This is a genomic window from Granulicella paludicola (genome assembly GCF_025685545.1).
Taxonomy (GTDB): Bacteria; Acidobacteriota; Terriglobia; order Terriglobales; family Acidobacteriaceae; genus Granulicella; species Granulicella paludicola.
This window is the reverse complement of sequence record NZ_JAGSYC010000025.1, coordinates 40,107-57,804: the sequence shown is the minus strand read 5'-3', so window position 1 is coordinate 57,804 and position 17,698 is coordinate 40,107. Positions and strand designations below refer to the sequence as shown.

Below are 17,698 nucleotides of genomic sequence, written 5' to 3'. Positions count from 1 at the left end.
GTGGACTACCAAGACTCGAAGTCAAGACCTAAACCTCATCCGATCAAGACTTTAGATCTAAAAGTATAGGGGGGAGAGGGAGGTATCATCCCTTCCAAAAGCGAAACGCCCGGCCTGAGGCCGGGCGTTTCGCTTTGCTGTCGAAATCCTTAGAAGTGGTAAGCCACACCCAGCGAAGGAGTCATCAGCACATAGTAGCGATTGGTCTTGAAGTTCGTATTGCCGAAGTCAGGCGTCTTCATCACGAAACCGCGATAGCCCACGCGCACATCGAAGCTCGGGCTGATCTCATACGCCACACCGCCGCCGAACAGGCCACCGATGTTGGTGTTCTGCTTGGTGTCGAACTGGTGAGTTCCATAGTCGAGGATCGGCGTAAAGATATAGCCGCCAACGCCTACTTCCACAAAAGGGTTGTAGTTATGGTAGCTGCGCGTGTAGACATAAGCGCCCGAAATCTCCTGCATGCGGGCGTGAACCTCGCCGCTGGGAAACGAAGCGTTCTTATATGAGATCGAATTCTGGGCCCAGTTGTAGTTCAACTCCAGCTGGCTGCGCGGCGTAAGGTCGTAGCGGTAGCTGGCAAGAACGCCGCCTGTGGACGTGGTATGCATCGGCTCAACACCAAGGCCATTCACGTTCGGAGCCCATACCCCGATAAAGCTTACGCTGGCATCCTGTCGGCTTTCCTGCGCGAATCCCGCACCTGCTGCGCACAGCAGCAGTGCGCCGAGCAACATCATCTTCTTCATGCTTACTGAAATCCCTTCGCATTCGCGTCGCTGGTCAGTCCTGAGGGCGATTCTCGTACATCTTTCAGAATCCCTGAGACCGCAACGCACTCTTCGATAATTGTACCCGTTACACCGTCTGTCGAACGCATACCACCGCGATTCTCTCTGCGCCGGACGCCGATTTCCCCGAGGAAGTCGCGTCCAGCCTATTCAAAACTGCGGCTTATCCCCTTGGACGCACACCTCTCAAAAAAGAGAGGCGCAACCCAAAAGAATGCCTCAAAAGAAAAGAGGCCCCGTTTGAGGCCTCTTCCGATGATTCATTGTCCGTTATTGCGGCGGAGGAGGAGGAGGTCCACCATTGCCGCCGCCTTGTCCGCGACGTGCGCGCATCGCAGCCTGAATCTCGTCATACTTGGTCGCCTGATCCGGTGTCAGCAGAGCCTTGATTTTTGTTGATTCGTCCGCCCGGATTGCCATCATGTCTTCTCGCGATCCGCCGTTCGCGCGCGACGCCTGCATCTTCGCCATGCTGTCGGTCAGGATCGTCTTTACCTGAGCCGTCACTTCATCCGTCAACGTCAGCTGCTTCTGCAGCTGGGCTGCCCGCGTCGCCGGGTCCATCATGCGCGGTCCTCCGCCTGGAGGTGGTCCCTGCTGGGTATCTTGTGCCATCGCTGCGGGAACCAATACGGCTCCGCCCAATAAGACCGCTGCGCCCAGGGCCAAAACCTGCATCCTGATCTTCATCTGAGTCGACTCACTTCCTTTGGTGCAAGATCGCGCCGCCACTGGCCGCACATAGACTGCACTCTCAAAGACGAGCTTCACCGGCAAACAGTTCCCGGGTTTCAGAGGTTTCTTTCATCTGTTTTTTGGTTACACGCTACTCAATCCGCTCTGCCTGAAAGCAAAACGGATCGCCGTGCTGGGCCGCGTGCTCTTCCACCACCTTCAGGAACGCCTTCGCTGCATGAGACAGCGCCGCCTGCCGCCGATAGACCAGCCGCAGTTTACGTTCCACCATCAGCTCAGGCACGGAAACCGCCACCAGCAGCCCTGACTCCAACTCATTCTCAACCGTAAGCCGCGGCACAAGAGCAACACCATTGCCGCGCTGCACAAACCGCTTGATCGCATCGAGCGACGGCAGCTCCACCTCCATCTGCAGCGGCGTCTTATGCCGCTTGAACGTCGCAATCACCTTCTGCCGAAGCGGGGACGGGACGTTATGTGCCACGAACGGCTCCCTGCCCAGCCTCGTAATCGTCGCCTTGCCAGCCTTCGCCAGCGGATGCGTCGGAGCCGTAATGCAAACAAGCTCATCCCGATAGACCACCGTCGAACGCACCTGCGCGTCTTCAGGCCGAAAGCTCACCACACCCAGCTCCACCGAATGCGATAGCACCTCATCCGAAATACGGCTCGCCAAGGCGCGCTGCACGGCCACCTTGATCCGCGGATGTTGCTTGCGGAAGGCATCCAGCACCGGCAGCAGGTAAAGACAGGTGTATTCGTTGGCCGCGATACTCAGCCGCCCCATATGCAGCGAACGCAGATCCACCAGCGCCGCCTCGGCATCGCGGCGCAGGTTCAAGAGCTTCTGGGCATATTCGCGGAGGACCTCACCGGCGTCGGTTAGATTCCCGGCCGTCCGTTCCAGCAGCGTCTCACCGAGCTCCGACTCCAGCTTGGCAATCACCTGGCTGACAGCAGGCTGCGTCCGGTGCAGCCGCGCCGCCGCGCGCGAGAAGCTGCGCTCCTCCGCTACGGCCAGAAACGTCTCCAGTTGAAACAGATCCACCGCCCCATCCGTTCTGTGTCAGCTACGTGACACGCCTATACCTTCATTAGAATTCGATATACATCTGGAACTTAGCATAAGGGCGGGTTATGCTTATGTCCATAGAACAGTACGGATGGAGAGAATCGTTCATGAGCCAGAGCAACAAGGTCTTTTTCTTCGACACAACACTGCGCGACGGCGAACAGTCCCCCGGCTGCACCATGCACCACGACGAAAAGCTGCGCATGGCCCACACCATCGCCGATCTTGGCGTCGATCTCCTTGAGGCCGGTTTTCCTATCGCCTCGGATGGCGACTTTCATTCCGTGCAGTCCATCGCCAAAGCAGTCAAGGGCCCGCGCATCACTGCACTCGCACGCTGCAAGCATGAAGACATCGAAGCAGCAGCGAAGGCCGTTGCTCCGGCAGAAAAATCGCGCATCCACACCTTCCTTTCCACCAGCGACCTGCATCTCGCTGCCAAGCTCCGCATCACGCGCGAGCAGGCCATCGACCAGATCGCCGCGATGGTCGCGCTCGCGAAGACTTACTGCGAAGACATCGAGTTCTCTCCCGAGGACGCGACCCGTACCGACCCCGATTTCCTGCTGAAGGTCTGCGAGGTCGCCATCCAGGCCGGAGCCACCACGCTGAACCTGCCCGACACCGTCGGCTACTGCCTGCCCAGCGACTACGCAGAGATGTTCCGCAACGTACTCGCGAAGGTCCCCGGCATCGAGAGCGTCGTGCTCTCCGCGCACTGCCATGACGACCTCGGCCTCGCCGTCGCAAACAGCATCGCCGCCATCCAGGCTGGCGTTCGTCAGGTGGAGTGTTCTGTCAACGGCATCGGCGAACGCGCCGGCAACGCTGCGCTCGAAGAGATCGCCGCCATCCTGATGGTGCGCAAGGACAAGCTCGATTACACAAACTCCATCGTGATGGAGAAGCTCTTCCCTGCCAGCCAGGAGCTCAGCCGGTACATCAGCTTCGGAGCAGCTCCGAATAAAGCCATCGTCGGAGCCAACGCCTTCGCGCATGCCTCGGGGATTCACCAGCACGGCGTGCTGGCAAACCCGCTCACGTACGAAATCCTCACACCAGCCTCGGTCGGCTATCACGGTCAACACATCGTGCTGGGCAAGCACTCTGGCAAGCACGCCATTCAGCACCGCCTGAAGGAGCTGGGCCACGATCTCAACAAGGAACAGATCGCCGCGTTCTACGAGCGCTTCACTAACCTCGCCGATCGCAAGAAAGACATCTACGACCAGGACATTCTCGCGCTACTGAAGCCCGAAGCCGTCGCAGCAAACTAATCACTTATCACTAACCACTCATCACTGGACTCTTATGAAGCTCAAGATCGCAATCCTCGCCGGTGACGGCATCGGCCCCGAAGTCACACGTGAAGCTGTCAACATCCTCAACGTCGTCGCCGAAGCTAGTGGCCACGAGTTCACCTTCACCGAATCGCTGATCGGTGGCGTCGCCATCACCGCAAATGGCACGCCGCTGCCGCAGTCCACGATCGACACCTGCCTCGACTCCGACGCAGTGCTGCTAGGCGCAGTGGGCGACAACAAGTTCAATTCGCTCACGCCCGACAAGCGTCCCGAGGCGGGCCTGCTGCAGATCCGCCAGGAGCTCGGCGGCTTTGCCAACCTGCGTCCCTGCCTCGCGTTTGAGGCGCTCAGTGAGAACTCTCCGCTGCGTCCCGAGGTCACAAAGGGCGTCGACATCCTCTTCGTGCGCGAACTCCTCGGTGGCCTCTACTTCGGACAGCCGCGCGAGTGGAACAAGCAGACCGGCGAGGCATTCAACACCATGCGCTACAGCAAATCCGAGGTCGAGCGCGTCGCGCACATCGCCTTCCAGCTTGCACAGAAGCGCCGCAAGAAGCTCACGCAGGTCGATAAGGCCAACGTGCTCGAATGCTCGCAGCTATGGCGTGCCACGGTGGACGAGATCAAGACGCAGTACCCCGATGTAACCGTCGAGCATCAGCTCGTGGATTCGATGGCGATCCACCTGATGAATACGCCACGCAACTTCGACGTCGTGCTCACCGAAAACCTCTTCGGCGACATCCTCTCGGACGAATCGGGCGTCATCAGCGGCTCGCTCGGCATGTTGCCTTCGGCCACCATCGGCGGCAAGGTCAACCTCTTCGAGCCTGTCCACGGCTCAGCGCCAGACATCGCAGGCCAGGGCAAGGCGAACCCGCTCGGCGCGATCCTCACCGCGGCGATGGTCCTGCGTCACTCCGCCCATCTCGAGCAGGAAGCGAAAGCCGTAGAAGCTGCAGTCACCAAGGTGCTCGCAGAAGGCCACCGCACCAGCGACATCGCTCGCGGCAACACCGCAGCCAACGTCACCACGCAGCAGATGGGCAAGCTCGTACACAACGCACTCGCCGAATCCATCGATCGCCAGCAGTCGCTGCACGCTGTCTAGTTTCAATCTCTGCGCTTCGACATTGTCATTCTGAGCGCAGGCGGGGTCCCCAGCGAACGTTCTTTGTTCGTTGGGGTGCAAGCGAAGGATCTGCTTCTCGAATCACCGTAACTCCTAACCATGCGTACAACTCTCCAACTCGCCGCCGCTCTGCTGCTGATCCCCGCAGCAGCGGCGGCGAGTGCGCAGGTCAGCAGTCCCGACAAACTCGTATCTCCTCCGCCGACACACACACCTCATCAGCGTCCTCAGCCGACCGACGATCTGCAATGGCTCTGGCCGTTCACCAAGCCTGCGCCTATCGGGCGCGCCGACGATCTTCGCGTCAATGGCCGGTTCCAGTCGCTGCTGACACGCGAGTTCAAGCAGCCGCAGGCGATGTGGGGCAGCGATCCCAACCATCCGCCGGCGCTTGCTACCATCGTCCCACTCTTCATCACGAAGTACGGTGCCGTCTCCTCCAGCAGCAACCGTTACATCACCATCGACGGCTGCGTACCAAGCTTCTGTTCCGCTGCTGGCCTCTTGTGGATCGACACCCAGGGCCACGATCCGCTGATAGTCTTCGCCGCAACCAACTGGATCACCGCGGGTGCAGCTGCAAACGAACCCGGCGCAGGTTACGAGCTTTGGCTGTACAGCAACAAGAACATCGACGCCAAGTCGCTGCCCTTTGCGCTCAAAACCAGCATCGCCGACTGGAGCGCTCGTCTCGCAGCTGCACACCGCTTAGTTCCGCACGTTACCCGCGCTCTGCTGGTTGAGCCCAGCGGCGCACCCTTCGCTCTCGATCCCGAACTCGCCGGAGCCAACACCCTCGCTCCGCAACCCGATACTGTTACACCGCAGCCTACGGACAACTAAAACTATGAGCACATCCCCGCGCACTCTCTTCGAAAAAGTCTGGCATCAGCACCTCGTCGCTGAACCCGTTGGCGAACCAACGATCCTCTACATCGACCTGCAGCTCGTGCACGAGGTCACCAGCCCGCAAGCCTTCGAAGGCCTTCGCCTCGCAGGCCGCAAGCTGCGTCACCCCGAACGCCACATCGCCACCGTCGATCACAATGTCCCGACCACCAGCGTGCAGGATCGCCTCGTCATAGCCGACCAGATCGCCGACGCGCAGATCAAGGCGTTGCGCAAGAACTGCGCAGACTTCGGCGTCGAGTTCTTCGATACCGAAGACAGCCAGCAGGGCATCGTGCACATGATCGGACCTGAACTCGGCGCGACCAAACCCGGCATGACCATCGTCTGTGGCGACTCGCACACCAGCACACACGGGGCCTTCGGAGCTCTCGCCTTCGGCATCGGCACCAGCGAGGTCGAGCACGTGATGGCCACACAGACGCTGCCTCAGTCCAAGCCAAAGACCTTCCGCATCAACGTCGAAGGCGAGCTTCCCTTCGGTGTCACGGCGAAGGACATCATCCTTGACATCATCGGGCGGATTGGAACAGATGGCGCCACCGGCTTCGTCGTCGAATACGCTGGCTCCGCCATCCGCGCGCTCAGCATGGAAGGCCGCATGACCATCTGCAACATGAGCATCGAAGCGGGCGCGCGCGCCGGCATGATCGCTCCCGATGAGAAGACATTCGCCTACCTCAAGGGTCGCCGCTTCTCGCCAACCGGCGCAGCTTGGGACGAGGCCGTCGCTCACTGGTCTTCGCTGCCCACCGACGAAGGGGCAATCTTCGACCGTGAGCTCAACATCGACGCCACGAAGCTCGCTCCGTCCGTCACCTGGGGCACCTCTCCCGGCATGGTCACCACCATTGACGGCATAGTGCCCATGCTCACGGACGCGAAGTCCGACGCCGACCGTAAGGGCTTCGAGCGTGCCTACGAGTACATGGACCTGAAGCCTGGCAGCAAGGTCGAAGACATCACCGTCGACGCGGTCTTCCTTGGCTCCTGCACTAACGGCCGCATCGAAGACCTCCGCGCCGCAGCGAAGATCGTCAGCGGCCACCATGTTGCAACAACGGTGCGCGCTATGGTCGTGCCCGGCTCGCAGCATGTCAAGAAGCAGGCTGAAGCCGAAGGCCTCGACGCGATCTTCAAGACCGCAGGCTTCGAGTGGCGCGAGCCCGGCTGCTCCATGTGCCTCGGCATGAACCCCGACATCCTTGCTCCCGGCGAGCGCTGCGCTTCCACCTCGAACCGCAACTTCGAAGGCCGGCAGGGCCGCGGCGGCCGCACCCATCTGCTCTCGCCCGAGATGGCCGCAGCCGCCGCCATCACCGGACACCTCACCGACGTTCGCAACTGGAAGAAGTAGTTGTCCGTTGTCAGTTCTCCGTTCTCGGTTGGAGGCTGACGGAACACTGACAACTGAGAACGGAGAACTCATATGACACCGATCAACGAACTCACCAGCACCGCCGTTCCCTTGCCGCTGCCGAACATCGACACCGACCAGATCATCCCGAAGCAGTTCCTCAAGCGCATCGAGCGCACTGGCTACGAGGACTTCCTCTTCTACGACTGGCGCTACACCTTCGACGCCAAGGGCAACACCACGACCAACCCCGACTTCGTGCTGAACAAGCCCGAGTACAAGGGCTCGCAGATCCTCATCGCCGAAAAGAACTTCGGCTGCGGCAGCTCTCGCGAGCACGCGGCTTGGGCCATCAACCAGTACGGCTTCCTAGCGGTCATCGCACCTACCTTCGCCGACATCTTCTTCTCGAACGCAGGCAAGAACGGCATCATCCTCGTCCGCCTCTCCGAGGCCGATGTCGAAACCCTGCTGCAGCGCAGCACCGCAAATCCGCAGCACAAGATCACCATCAACCTTGAAGCCCAGACCGTCACCGACGACCAGGGCTTCCGCGCGCACTTCGACATCGACCCGTTCCGCAAGCACTGCCTGCTCAACGGTCTCGACGACATCGGTCTCACACTGCTGCACGAAGACAAGCTCGATGCGTACGAAGAACGCCACAACAAGGAGTTCTGGTCCGCTCCGAAGTATGCAGCATGACGAAATCGAAGGGGCACGGCTTCAGCCGTGCCATCACCCAGACATTGATTGGGGCTTTAGCCCCTGAGGTTAGTTCGACCATGAGCAACGTACCTGGCAAGACAAACTCCATCGCCCTCACCGAAGGCCCCTCGCGCGCCGCGGCCCGCAGCTATCTGCGCGGTGTCGGCTTCAGCAAGGAAGACCTGCACAAGCCCATCATCGGCATCGCCAACACCTGGACCGAGATCGGCCCCTGCAACTACCACCTTCGCGATGTAGCCGAGGCCGTGAAGGAAGGCATCCGCGCCGCTGGCGGCACGCCCATGGAGTTCAACACCGTCACCATCTCCGACGGCATCACGATGGGCACGCAGGGCATGAAGGCCTCGCTCGTTTCCAGAGAAGTGATCGCTGACTCTATAGAACTCGTCGCGCGCGGCAACTCCTTCGATGGCCTTGTCGTTATCGCCGGCTGCGATAAAAACATGCCTGCCGCCGTCATGGCGCTCGCCCGCCTCGACATCCCCGGCCTCATGCTCTACGGCGGTTCCATCGCTCCCGGCCGCATGCACGTCGCTGAAGACGGCAAGACCCCCGACCCCAACGGCCGCAAGGTCATCGACATCACCATCCAGCAGGTCTTCGAGGCCATCGGTGCTCACGCCGCTGGCAAGATCGACGACGCTCAGCTTGAAGAAGCAGAAGCCACCGCATGCCCCGGTCCCGGCGCCTGTGGCGGCCAGTTCACCGCCAACACCATGGCGATGGCAGGCGAGTTCCTCGGCATCTCCCCCATCCAGATCACCGGCGTCCCTGCCATGTCCGCGGAAAAGCACGCTGCTTCGAAGCAGGCAGGCATGCTCGTAATGGACGTCGTGCGCGCCGGACTCAAGCCTTCGCAGATCCTCACACGCGAGTCCATCGAAGACGCCATCAGCGCCGTCTGCGCCTCGGGCGGTAGCACCAACGCCGTGCTGCATCTCATCGCCATCGCGAGCGAGCTCAACATCCCGCTCACCATGGACGACTTCGACATCATCAGCGAAAAGACCCCGTTCATCTGCGACCTGCAGCCCGGCGGCAAGCGCGTCGCCAAGGACTACCAGGATGCCGGCGGCTCACGCCTCCTCGCACAGCGTCTCGTTGAAAAGGGCCTGCTCAAGGGCAACACGCCCACCGTCAGCGGCAAGACGCTGCGCGAAGAAGCAACCACCGCCGTCGAGACCAAGGGCCAGGACGTGATCCTGCCGTGGTCCGCTCCGCTAAAGGCCACCGGCGGTCTCGTCATCCTGAAGGGCAACCTCGCGCCCGAAGGTTGCGTGGTCAAGGTCGCAGGCCACGAGCGACTGCACCACACCGGCACAGCGCGCGTCTTCGATAGCGAAGACCTCTGCTTCGCCGCCGTGAACGACGGCAAGATCAACCCGGGCGACGTCTGCGTCATCCGCTACGAAGGCCCGCGCGGCGGCCCCGGCATGCGCGAGATGCTCGCCGTCACCGCAGCCATCAAGGGCATCCCCGAGCTCTCCGACTCCGTCGCCCTGCTCACCGACGGCCGCTTCTCCGGCGCAACCCGAGGCCTCATGGCCGGCCACGTCGCCCCCGAAGCGCAACTAGGCGGCCCCATCGCCGCCGTCCACGAAGGCGACACCATCACCTTCGACATCCCCGGCCGCAAACTCACACTCAACGTCCCCGACGAAGAGATCGCCGCCCGCCTCAAGAACTTCAAGGCTCCCGCACTCCGCTACAAACGTGGCGTCTTCTTCAAGTACGCCAACTCCGTAAGCAGCGCCAGCCAAGGAGCTGTGACTGCCTAGGTAGGTCGAAGATCATGCGATGCAGATTAGGAAGGAGGAGAGATGAAACATATAACGGCACCAAGAATTTTCACCACGCTGGTCACTGCTTCTTTCTTCTCTTTCTTTCCGCTTTTCATTTGGAAGAATAGCCAACCTCTGCTGGCGTTCGCGGGCGGACTGTCATTCATAACATTTTGCTTCATCGGAGCAGCTTGTCTATTTGGTTCAAGAGAGACAGTCATAAACATCGCTTGGGGTAAGCGTCGCAATGTTTCTGATACGAGCGCGGTACTCTTCGGACGCTTTATGGGCGCACTCTTCTTGGCTTTCATGATTTATGTGGCATGCGACATTTTTCGGAACAACGGTACATCGATTTACACCAACTTAGGACGGTAATGCAATGACATCTACCAACAACAACCAACACCCCACGCTCACCGGCGCCGAAATCCTCTGGGCCTCGCTCGCGGGCGAAGGCACGACCACCGTCTTCGGCTATCCCGGCGGCGCGATCCTGCCCATCTATGACGCGCTGAGGAAGTTCCCGACCATCCATCACATCCTCGTCCGCCACGAGCAGGGCGCGTCCCACATGGCCGACGGCTACGCCCGCGCATCAGGCAAGGTCGGCGTGTGCATGGCAACCTCCGGCCCCGGCGCCACCAACCTCGTCACCGGGCTCGCCACGGCGATGCTCGACTCGATCCCGATGGTCGCCATCACCGGCCAGGTCTCATCGAAGGTGCTCGGCTCCGACGCGTTTCAGGAGGTTGACATCACCGGCATCACGCTGCCCGTGACCAAGCACAACTTCCTCGTCACACGCGCCGAAGACATCGCCCCCACCATTCGCGAGGCATTTCAAATTGCAAGATCGGGTCGCCCCGGCCCCGTGCTCGTCGACATCACCAAGGACGCGCAGCAGGCCACAGCCGTCTACGACTTCGACGCCGCAGCTCCCGCACCGGCGCGCCCGCACCCGATGCTCAAGGCATCGTCACAATCGATGCGCGAAGCCATCGAGCTCATCAAGCAGTCCAAGAAGCCCGTCATCCTCGCAGGCCACGGCATCGTCGAGTCCGGCGCCGAGCGCGAGGTCCTCGCTCTCGCCGAGTCGCTGCAAATACCCATCGCCACCACGCTGCTCGGCCTCGGCTGCATCCCCGCCGCACATCCGCTGCAACTCGGCATGATGGGCATGCATGGTGAATCGTGGGTCAACAACGCCATCCAGGAAGCCGACCTGCTGCTCGCGCTCGGTATGCGCTTCGATGACCGCGTCACCGGCAACCTCGCCAGCTATTCGCCGAGTTCGAAGAAGATCCACATCGACATCGACCCCAGCGAGATCAACAAGAACGTCCGCGTCGACGTTGCGCTGATCGGCGACCTCAAGCAGGTACTCCAGGTCCTCCTTCCACAACTCTCTCCTTTGTCATACCGCAGCGCAGCGGAGGGATCTGCATCATCGAATCCCCGCGAATCTTCATGGATCAGCGAGATCAACGCCAGCAAGGGCAACGCTGCTGTGCGCGACATCATCAACCTCCCCGACAACGGCCACCTCTACGCCGCGCACGTCATCCACGACATCTGGCAGGAGGCCAAAGCCGCAGGCCGTCTCGAACAGACGATCATCGTCACCGACGTAGGCCAGCACCAGATGTGGGAGGCGCAGTACTTCAAGCATGAGTCGCCACGTTCGCTCGTCACCTCCGGCGGGCTCGGCACCATGGGCTTCGCTCTGCCCGCAGCGATCGGCGCCAAGTTCGCCTGCCCCGAAAAGGACGTGTGGGTCGTTGCCGGTGATGGCGGCTTCCAGATGACCGCCTCCGAGCTCTCCACCATCCAGCAGGAAGGCCTCGCGATCAACATCGCCGTCATCAACAACGGCTTCCTCGGCATGGTGCGCCAGTGGCAGGAAACCTTCTACGACAAGAACTACTCCGCCTCGCCGATCCTCTCGCCCGATTTCGTGATGCTCGCAGCAGCCCACGGCATGGCAGGCTCCAACGTCTCCAAACGCACAGACGTCATCCCCACCGTCACCAAAGCCCGCACCAGCGGCAAGCCCCACCTCATCAACTTCTCCGTCGAGAAGGAAGATGGCGTCTACCCGATGATCGCCCCCGGTGCCGCGCTGCATGAGATGGTGCGCCGGCCCAAGCATGACCCGTTGCTTGAGACTGCGGAGGACGCGTAATCATGCGTAAGGCGCACCAAAAGTATGGCACAAATGATCGCGGGGAGAATATCTACGAGAGCACATCCGTGCCGTGCCAAGCGCCGGAGGCGCGCGCTATACCAGCGTCGGGCGAAGCCCGACGTACGCCCGACCCAGCCACCAGAGGGCCAGAGGCCCGATCTATCCAAGCGTCAATCCCAAAGGTAGCGTTCTTCACATTCGATCCCATACTTCTTCAGGAATACGCGCAACTCACCCTGAAAAGTTTGCTTCGCGTGATGCGCCTCTTGCTTGTCGATGTAATGAATCAACGCATTCAAATCGGTCGGCCCTACCGAAAACGCACCATACCCGCGTTGCCACGCAAACTTTGCCAGTTTGGGCGATTGACTCTTCAACCATTTCGACGAGGACGATTTAATTTCCGCAACCAGATCCGAAATATTCGCCGTGCGATTCAAGCGAATGGCCAGATGGACGTGATCCGCAATACCGCCAGCACGAAGGCACTCGCTTTCATTGTTGCGGATAATCGTGGCCAGATAAGCGTAGAGATCGGGTTGCACAACATCATCGAGAACGGGAGCACGGTCCTTCGTGCTGAAGACAACATGGACAAGAAGAAAGCTCAGCGATCGTGCCATGGCGAAAATTATAGATCGGACCTCCGGCCCTCTGGACCAAAACGTAACCGCACGTGGGGCGTTGCCCCACGCTGGTATATCGTCTCGCCTCCGGCGCTCTTCCAGCCAGCCGCTGTCGTCAGTGCCATGACTCTTGCTCTATTTTGTGGTGCGCTTGGCTGCAAATCGGCACCATCAAAGGTTGATCCACAGATCAAGATTGCAAAGATTGACGCCTACTCCTCACGCCCCACCATCGCACCACCACCCTTCAAGATCTTCCACCAGACCGACAACTCCATCACGCTCGTCACCGATGAACACGCGACCGACGATCAGATCAAAGCCATTATCTGGCAGCTTCGCGACGCCGCACATGCGCACACCTTCGCCGCGCTGCACATCGATCAGACCGCCGTCGACAAACGCGACCCGATCATGTGGTTCCACATCTATCGCGGCAGCAAGTGCGCGAGCGAGAAGTACACCAGCGGCGCACTTCCTTGCGGAGGTGCCTACCACGCCTCCGGCGACTACATCCTCGGTAGCTTCGCCAACAAGGATCACGACGATGGCGCGCTTTTGAAAGACGAAGACCACGAGACCCATCTCTGGAACCCAGACGCACCGTACATTGCGCCCTCGAATCCCTAATCCCTGTTCTCTAATCCCTGAGGTCTTATGCTCCATACCTTCGTTGCACTCGTTCAAGACAAACCCGGCGTACTCACCCGCGTCGCCTCGCTCTTCCGCCGCCTGAGCATCAACATCGTCTCGCTCACGGTCGGCGAATCCGAGCAGGCCGACGCCTCGCGCATGACCATCGTCTGCGAGGCGCATGAGAACGCAGGCCATCGCATCAAGGCCTCGCTCTACAAGCTCGAAACCACCATCCACGTCGACGACGTCAACCGCTCCGAGGCCGTCGTCCGCGAACTCTGCCTCATCAAGGTTGCCGCAGGCCCAGACTCGCCCCACGGTCTGCACTCGCGCTCGCAGGTATTCGAGCTCGCGCAAGTCTTCCGCGCCCGCGTCGTCGATCTCGCACCCGAGTCCATCATGCTCGAAATGACCGGCTCCGCCAGCAAGATCGAAGGCCTCATCCAGGTCCTTCGCGAATCCAACTATCACATCCTCGAAGTCTCTCGCACCGGTCGCATGGCCATGCGCCGCGGCCATCACACCAACCGCGTCCTCAAGGCCCTAGGCACCACGCCCGGCGGCCTGCATCCCGCACACTTTCCCACCCTCGACCCCGACGCGCTCGACCCCGAAGAGACACTTCCCAACGAGTTCGACGACTAAGCTTTACACCACTTTTGCATTGTCATTCTGAGCGCAGCGAAGAATCCGCTTCTCGTTTGGATTGGCACCGCCTTCAACCTTCACCGACTTCATCAACCAGACGAAAGAGAAAACCATCATGGCAAAGACATACCACGACTCCGACGCAGACCTCTCCCTTATCCAGGCAAAGAAAGTTGCCATCATCGGCTACGGCTCGCAGGGCCACGCCCACGCGCTCAACCTCAAGGACTCCGGCGTGGACGTTCGCGTAGGTCTCCGCGCTGGCTCGCCCAACGCCAAGAAGGCTGAGCTCGCTGGCCTCGTCGTCGGCTCCGTTGCCGAGGTCTCCGCATGGGCCGACGTCATCATGAACCTCACGCCAGACCAGACCGCGGCGAAGGTCTATCACGATGAGATCGCTCCGAACATGAAGCCGAACGTCACGCTCATGTTCGCGCATGGCTTCAACATCCGCTTCCGCACCATCACTCCGCCTGCCACCGCAGACGTCTCGCTCGTCGCGCCGAAGTCCCCAGGTCATCGTGTGCGTGAGGTCTTCACCGAAGGCGGCGGCGTCCCGGGCCTCGTCGCTGTTGAGCAGGATGCCAGCGGCAACGCGCTCGCACTCGCTCTCAGCTACGCCAAGGGCATCGGCTGCACCCGAGCCGGCGTGCTTGAGACCACCTTCACCGAAGAGACCGAGACCGACCTCTTCGGCGAGCAGGCAGTTCTCTGCGGCGGCGCTGCAGCCCTCGTCAAGTGCGGTTTTGAGGTTCTCACCGAGGCTGGCTACCAGCCTGAGCTCGCCTACTTCGAAGTCCTCCACGAGCTCAAGCTCATCGTCGACCTGATGTACCGCGGCGGCCTGGAGTACATGAACTACTCCATCTCCGACACGGCAGAGTGGGGCGGCTACGAGGCACAGAAGCCCATCGTCACCGCTGATACCAAGAAGGCCATGAAGCAGCTGCTCTCGAACATCCAGGACGGCAGCTTCGCCAAGAAGTTCATCAACGAGAACGAGACCGGTCGCCACGAGCTCAACGCCTATCGCAAGGCCGAAGCCGCTCACCCGATCGAGAAGGTCGGCGCAGACCTCCGCGCAGCGATGCCCTTCCTCGATCCGCTCAAGATCGTCGATGGCCACGTCGTCAAGGCGTAACCGCAACACAAAAATAGGACGCGCGCGTTGACACCTCGTCAGCGCGCGCGTCCGACGTTTAAGCATCCAATACAGCTATCAGAACTTTTCGAGGCCTTCCAAATGCGCCGCATCCTCTTAATCCTGACCTTCGCGCTCCTCGCGACCACCCTGCGCGCGCAGAACACCTGGGGTGGCCTTCACTTCGGCCAGACCCGCGATAGCGCGCGCGACGCGCTTTCTCAGCAGAACATCACCGTCACCACCTCGCAGGACGGCACACTGCGCAGCGACACCGACTATTCACTCTGGCTACCAGGACTCACGCAGGCACTGCCTATGGTGGTCAGCGTTCACTTCGACACCAACAGCCACCTCAGCGATGTCACGCTGAGTCTCGACGTAGCAGGCATGCGCGGCGACTGGGGCGTACACGCCGATCCCGAGACCCTTTCAACCTTCTCCGCCGAAAGACTCACCGGGGCCCTCTCCGGCCGCTACGGTGCGCCTCTGTATCGCTCCAGCGTCTGCGACTCGCAGCCCACCAACGCCTCGCCGTTTTGCATCGTTAGCTGGCGCGGCGAAAATCAGACGGTCGAGCTTCAGCGTTCCACCTCGGCCACTGGCCCAAGACTCCTCGTTCGCTATCAGCCGCTCGCTACGAACCTGTAGGCGACCTGCGCATCACCTGCTCCGTCACCCAGTCCGTCCCCATCGCCTCACTCCCCGGACACGCCAGTAGCGCTCCATCCAGCACCGCTGCCACAAAGTTCTCGATCAGCGGCCTATGCGTGTTCTCCGGTAACGGCAGCGACTCCGAACCACCCGGCCAGCGAATCTCAGGCCCGTTCAGCGGTGTCAATTCCAGCGCACCTTCTGTGCCCACCACACGAAACTCATCGCGGCTTACACGCGAGTTCCACCGCGCATCCACCACGCCATGTACGCCGCCCGCATAGCCGATCAAAACCGTCGCAGAGTCCTCCACCTTCAACTCATGCAACGCATTCGACCGCAGCCCAACCGCCCGTTTAGGCTCCCCAAACAAAAAATTGCACGCATCGATGCGATGCGAAGCCACGTCATACAGCGGGCCACCGCCAGCCATCGCAGGATCGCGCAGCCAGCCACGCTCCTCGCTCTCCAGCCAGCCGTGATAGATCCCCTCGACGAACACCGGCTTACCGATAGCTCCGCTCGCGATCAACTCCTTCGCTCGCATCAGCTTCGGATACAGCCGCCGATAGTAGGCCACACCGAACACCTTGCCTGAGCTCTTCGCAGCATCCACCATCGCCTCTGCCTGCGCATAGTTCATCGCCATCGGCTTCTCGCACAGCACATGCTTGCCAGCCTTCAGAGCCGTGATCGTCTGTTCCGCATGGAACGCCACCGGCGATGCCACATACACAGCATCAATGCCCTCGTCGTTCGCCAGGGCCGCGTCGAGCGTAGCCCAGGCAGCCACTCCGCCGTAAGCCTCAGCCTTGCTCGCGTCGCGCGTCACAAGCCCGCGCAACGCACTTCGCGAATCCTTCTCAATCGCCGGGATCACCCGCCGCCGCGTAATATCTCCAATGCCGATAACCAGCCAGTTCAAATGCATGCGTCCCAGCATACGCCGCCAGCATCTCACTCGGTGACAGGAGTCTTCATGCAATCGAAAGCCCTCACCCTCACCGCGTTCGGTCTCGATAACATCACGCTCACCAGCAGCGAACTCGCCGCGCCCGGCCCCGATGAGGTCGTCGTCGACCTCCACGCGGCCTCGCTCAACTATCGAGACCTGATGGTCACGCTAGGCACCTACAACCCCAAGCTGGAGATGCCCCGCATCCTCGGCTCTGACGCAGCCGGAATCGTCACAGCCGTCGGCAACGACGTCACGCGCTTCAAGCCCGGCGATCATGTAGCCAGCCTGTTCTTTCAGGACTGGCTCGATGGCGAGTTCTCTGCCGCCACGGGCAAGTCCGCTCTCGGCGGTCCCATCGATGGCACCTTTGCCACAGCAAAGCTCTTTCCAGAGGACGGTCTCATCCACGCGCCGGACTATCTCTCGCACGAAGAGGCGGCAACGCTCCCCTGCGCGGCACTCACCGCTTGGAACGCTCTCATAGAGAAGGGCCACCTCATCGCAGGACAGACGGTGCTCATCCTCGGCACCGGCGGCGTCAGTCTCTTCGCGCTGCAAATTGCAAAGCTACACGGCGCACGTGTCATCGTCACCAGTTCCTCCGACGAGAAGCTCCAAAGAGCCCGCGCCCTCGGCGCCGACGACACCATCAACTACCGCACCACCCCCGACTGGGACACCGAGGTCTTCAACCTGACAGGCAAGCGCGGCGTCGATCACGTCGTCGAGGTTGGCGGCGCAGGCACGCTGCCACGTTCGCTCAAGGCTGTGCGTCCCAGCGGCCACGTGCATCTCATCGGCGTCCTCTCCGACCCCGGCGCCGGCGTCGACGTGCGCCCCATCCTCGGCAAATCCATCTTCCTCAACGGAGTCTACGTCGGCAGCAGTGCCATGTTCACCCGCATGAACGCCGCCTTCGAGCATGCCAGGCTCAAGCCCGTCATCGACCGCACCTTCCCTCTCTCCGAAGCCAAAGCCGCGTTCAAGCACCTGCAAAGCGGCAGTCACTTCGGCAAGGTCGTGCTCAGCCTTAAAGACTAGCCCTGATGCCGCAGGCTGATCGACACGGTGTA

18 protein-coding genes are annotated in these 17,698 nt (G+C 61.1%); 13 read left to right on the top strand and 5 right to left on the bottom strand.

All coding sequences use genetic code 11. The annotated features are described in order from the left end of the window. Window positions 1–149: 149 nt before the first annotated feature. From OHL14_RS12150 to OHL14_RS12140, 3 genes are all read right to left on the bottom strand, one after another. Window positions 150–752 (bottom strand): outer membrane protein, encoded by a 603-nt coding sequence (locus OHL14_RS12150; RefSeq protein WP_263379622.1) that lies wholly within the window; start codon window positions 750–752, stop codon window positions 150–152. Window positions 753–1,064: 312 nt separating this feature from the next. After that, window positions 1,065–1,484, bottom strand: coding sequence for a hypothetical protein (locus OHL14_RS12145; RefSeq protein ID WP_263379621.1), 420 nt, complete (start codon window positions 1,482–1,484; stop codon window positions 1,065–1,067). A gap of 136 nt (window positions 1,485–1,620) precedes the next feature. After that, the gene (locus tag OHL14_RS12140; protein WP_263379620.1) at window positions 1,621–2,538 is read right to left on the bottom strand and encodes a LysR family transcriptional regulator; all 918 of its coding nucleotides are present in this window, start codon (window positions 2,536–2,538) and stop codon (window positions 1,621–1,623) included. Between the two features lie 131 nt (window positions 2,539–2,669). On the opposite strand from OHL14_RS12140, the gene OHL14_RS12135 reads away from it, so the two are divergent. The 8 genes from OHL14_RS12135 (at window position 2,670) to ilvB (ending at window position 11,959) form a co-directional block, all read left to right on the top strand. After that, a complete protein-coding gene (locus tag OHL14_RS12135) occupies window positions 2,670–3,839 on the top strand; it encodes a 2-isopropylmalate synthase (RefSeq protein ID WP_263379619.1) in 1,170 nt (389 codons plus the stop codon). 34 nt (window positions 3,840–3,873) lie between these two features. Next, on the top strand, window positions 3,874–4,977 hold the full coding sequence (gene leuB, locus OHL14_RS12130) for a 3-isopropylmalate dehydrogenase (RefSeq protein ID WP_263379618.1): 1,104 nt from the start codon (window positions 3,874–3,876) through the stop codon (window positions 4,975–4,977). Window positions 4,978–5,097: 120 nt separating this feature from the next. Next, window positions 5,098–5,841: a hypothetical protein gene (locus tag OHL14_RS12125; RefSeq protein WP_263379617.1), complete on the top strand. Its 744-nt coding sequence runs from the start codon at window positions 5,098–5,100 to the stop codon at window positions 5,839–5,841. Between the two features lie 4 nt (window positions 5,842–5,845). After that, window positions 5,846–7,264 carry a 3-isopropylmalate dehydratase large subunit gene (gene leuC / locus OHL14_RS12120; protein WP_263379616.1) on the top strand — a complete coding sequence of 473 codons (1,419 nt, stop codon included), beginning with the start codon at window positions 5,846–5,848 and terminating at the stop codon, window positions 7,262–7,264. A 72-nt stretch (window positions 7,265–7,336) separates the two neighbouring features. Then, a complete protein-coding gene (gene leuD, locus OHL14_RS12115; protein WP_263379615.1) occupies window positions 7,337–7,969 on the top strand; it encodes a 3-isopropylmalate dehydratase small subunit in 633 nt (210 codons plus the stop codon). A gap of 80 nt (window positions 7,970–8,049) precedes the next feature. Next, window positions 8,050–9,771 (top strand): dihydroxy-acid dehydratase, encoded by a 1,722-nt coding sequence (ilvD, locus tag OHL14_RS12110; protein ID WP_263380277.1) that lies wholly within the window; start codon window positions 8,050–8,052, stop codon window positions 9,769–9,771. A 42-nt stretch (window positions 9,772–9,813) separates the two neighbouring features. Continuing rightward, complete coding sequence (locus tag OHL14_RS12105) at window positions 9,814–10,152, top strand: hypothetical protein (RefSeq protein ID WP_263379614.1); 339 nt, start codon at window positions 9,814–9,816, stop codon at window positions 10,150–10,152. 4 nt (window positions 10,153–10,156) lie between these two features. After that, the gene (ilvB, locus tag OHL14_RS12100; RefSeq protein ID WP_263379613.1) at window positions 10,157–11,959 is read left to right on the top strand and encodes a biosynthetic-type acetolactate synthase large subunit; all 1,803 of its coding nucleotides are present in this window, start codon (window positions 10,157–10,159) and stop codon (window positions 11,957–11,959) included. A 173-nt stretch (window positions 11,960–12,132) separates the two neighbouring features. Here the strand turns inward: ilvB and tnpA are convergent, their stop codons facing one another. Continuing rightward, window positions 12,133–12,585, bottom strand: coding sequence for an IS200/IS605 family transposase (tnpA, locus tag OHL14_RS12095; RefSeq protein WP_263379612.1), 453 nt, complete (start codon window positions 12,583–12,585; stop codon window positions 12,133–12,135). A 126-nt stretch (window positions 12,586–12,711) separates the two neighbouring features. On the opposite strand from tnpA, the gene OHL14_RS12090 reads away from it, so the two are divergent. From OHL14_RS12090 to OHL14_RS12075, 4 genes are all read left to right on the top strand, one after another. Continuing rightward, on the top strand, window positions 12,712–13,218 hold the full coding sequence (locus OHL14_RS12090; protein ID WP_263379611.1) for a hypothetical protein: 507 nt from the start codon (window positions 12,712–12,714) through the stop codon (window positions 13,216–13,218). A 27-nt stretch (window positions 13,219–13,245) separates the two neighbouring features. Then, window positions 13,246–13,869 carry an acetolactate synthase small subunit gene (ilvN, locus tag OHL14_RS12085; protein WP_263379610.1) on the top strand — a complete coding sequence of 208 codons (624 nt, stop codon included), beginning with the start codon at window positions 13,246–13,248 and terminating at the stop codon, window positions 13,867–13,869. A gap of 118 nt (window positions 13,870–13,987) precedes the next feature. After that, a complete protein-coding gene (gene ilvC, locus OHL14_RS12080; protein ID WP_263379609.1) occupies window positions 13,988–15,013 on the top strand; it encodes a ketol-acid reductoisomerase in 1,026 nt (341 codons plus the stop codon). A 102-nt stretch (window positions 15,014–15,115) separates the two neighbouring features. Continuing rightward, window positions 15,116–15,664 (top strand): hypothetical protein, encoded by a 549-nt coding sequence (locus OHL14_RS12075; RefSeq protein ID WP_263379608.1) that lies wholly within the window; start codon window positions 15,116–15,118, stop codon window positions 15,662–15,664. Here OHL14_RS12075 and OHL14_RS12070 read toward each other — a convergent pair. Beyond that, complete coding sequence (locus tag OHL14_RS12070; protein WP_263379607.1) at window positions 15,651–16,598, bottom strand: Gfo/Idh/MocA family protein; 948 nt, start codon at window positions 16,596–16,598, stop codon at window positions 15,651–15,653. The genes OHL14_RS12075 and OHL14_RS12070 overlap by 14 nt on opposite strands. A 48-nt stretch (window positions 16,599–16,646) precedes the next feature. Here OHL14_RS12070 and OHL14_RS12065 point away from each other — a divergent pair, with 48 nt between their 5' ends. Further along, window positions 16,647–17,666 carry a zinc-dependent alcohol dehydrogenase family protein gene (locus OHL14_RS12065; protein ID WP_263379606.1) on the top strand — a complete coding sequence of 340 codons (1,020 nt, stop codon included), beginning with the start codon at window positions 16,647–16,649 and terminating at the stop codon, window positions 17,664–17,666. Window positions 17,667–17,698 lie beyond the last annotated feature (32 nt).

Bases quoted from the DNA above. Each gene is read 5' to 3' on its own strand.
- OHL14_RS12150 (WP_263379622.1), bottom strand. From the start codon at position 752: ATGAAGAAGATGATGTTGCTCGGCGCACTGCTGCTGTGCGCAGCAGGT.
- OHL14_RS12145 (WP_263379621.1), bottom strand. From the start codon at position 1,484: ATGAAGATCAGGATGCAGGTTTTGGCCCTGGGCGCAGCGGTCTTATTG.
- OHL14_RS12135 (WP_263379619.1), top strand. From the start codon at position 2,670: ATGAGCCAGAGCAACAAGGTCTTTTTCTTCGACACAACACTGCGCGAC.
- leuB (WP_263379618.1), top strand. From the start codon at position 3,874: ATGAAGCTCAAGATCGCAATCCTCGCCGGTGACGGCATCGGCCCCGAA.
- OHL14_RS12125 (WP_263379617.1), top strand. From the start codon at position 5,098: ATGCGTACAACTCTCCAACTCGCCGCCGCTCTGCTGCTGATCCCCGCA.
- leuC (WP_263379616.1), top strand. From the start codon at position 5,846: ATGAGCACATCCCCGCGCACTCTCTTCGAAAAAGTCTGGCATCAGCAC.
- leuD (WP_263379615.1), top strand. From the start codon at position 7,337: ATGACACCGATCAACGAACTCACCAGCACCGCCGTTCCCTTGCCGCTG.
- ilvD (WP_263380277.1), top strand. From the start codon at position 8,050: ATGAGCAACGTACCTGGCAAGACAAACTCCATCGCCCTCACCGAAGGC.
- OHL14_RS12105 (WP_263379614.1), top strand. From the start codon at position 9,814: ATGAAACATATAACGGCACCAAGAATTTTCACCACGCTGGTCACTGCT.
- ilvB (WP_263379613.1), top strand. From the start codon at position 10,157: ATGACATCTACCAACAACAACCAACACCCCACGCTCACCGGCGCCGAA.
- tnpA (WP_263379612.1), bottom strand. From the start codon at position 12,585: ATGGCACGATCGCTGAGCTTTCTTCTTGTCCATGTTGTCTTCAGCACG.
- OHL14_RS12090 (WP_263379611.1), top strand. From the start codon at position 12,712: ATGACTCTTGCTCTATTTTGTGGTGCGCTTGGCTGCAAATCGGCACCA.
- ilvN (WP_263379610.1), top strand. From the start codon at position 13,246: ATGCTCCATACCTTCGTTGCACTCGTTCAAGACAAACCCGGCGTACTC.
- ilvC (WP_263379609.1), top strand. From the start codon at position 13,988: ATGGCAAAGACATACCACGACTCCGACGCAGACCTCTCCCTTATCCAG.
- OHL14_RS12075 (WP_263379608.1), top strand. From the start codon at position 15,116: ATGCGCCGCATCCTCTTAATCCTGACCTTCGCGCTCCTCGCGACCACC.
- OHL14_RS12070 (WP_263379607.1), bottom strand. From the start codon at position 16,598: ATGCATTTGAACTGGCTGGTTATCGGCATTGGAGATATTACGCGGCGG.
- OHL14_RS12065 (WP_263379606.1), top strand. From the start codon at position 16,647: ATGCAATCGAAAGCCCTCACCCTCACCGCGTTCGGTCTCGATAACATC.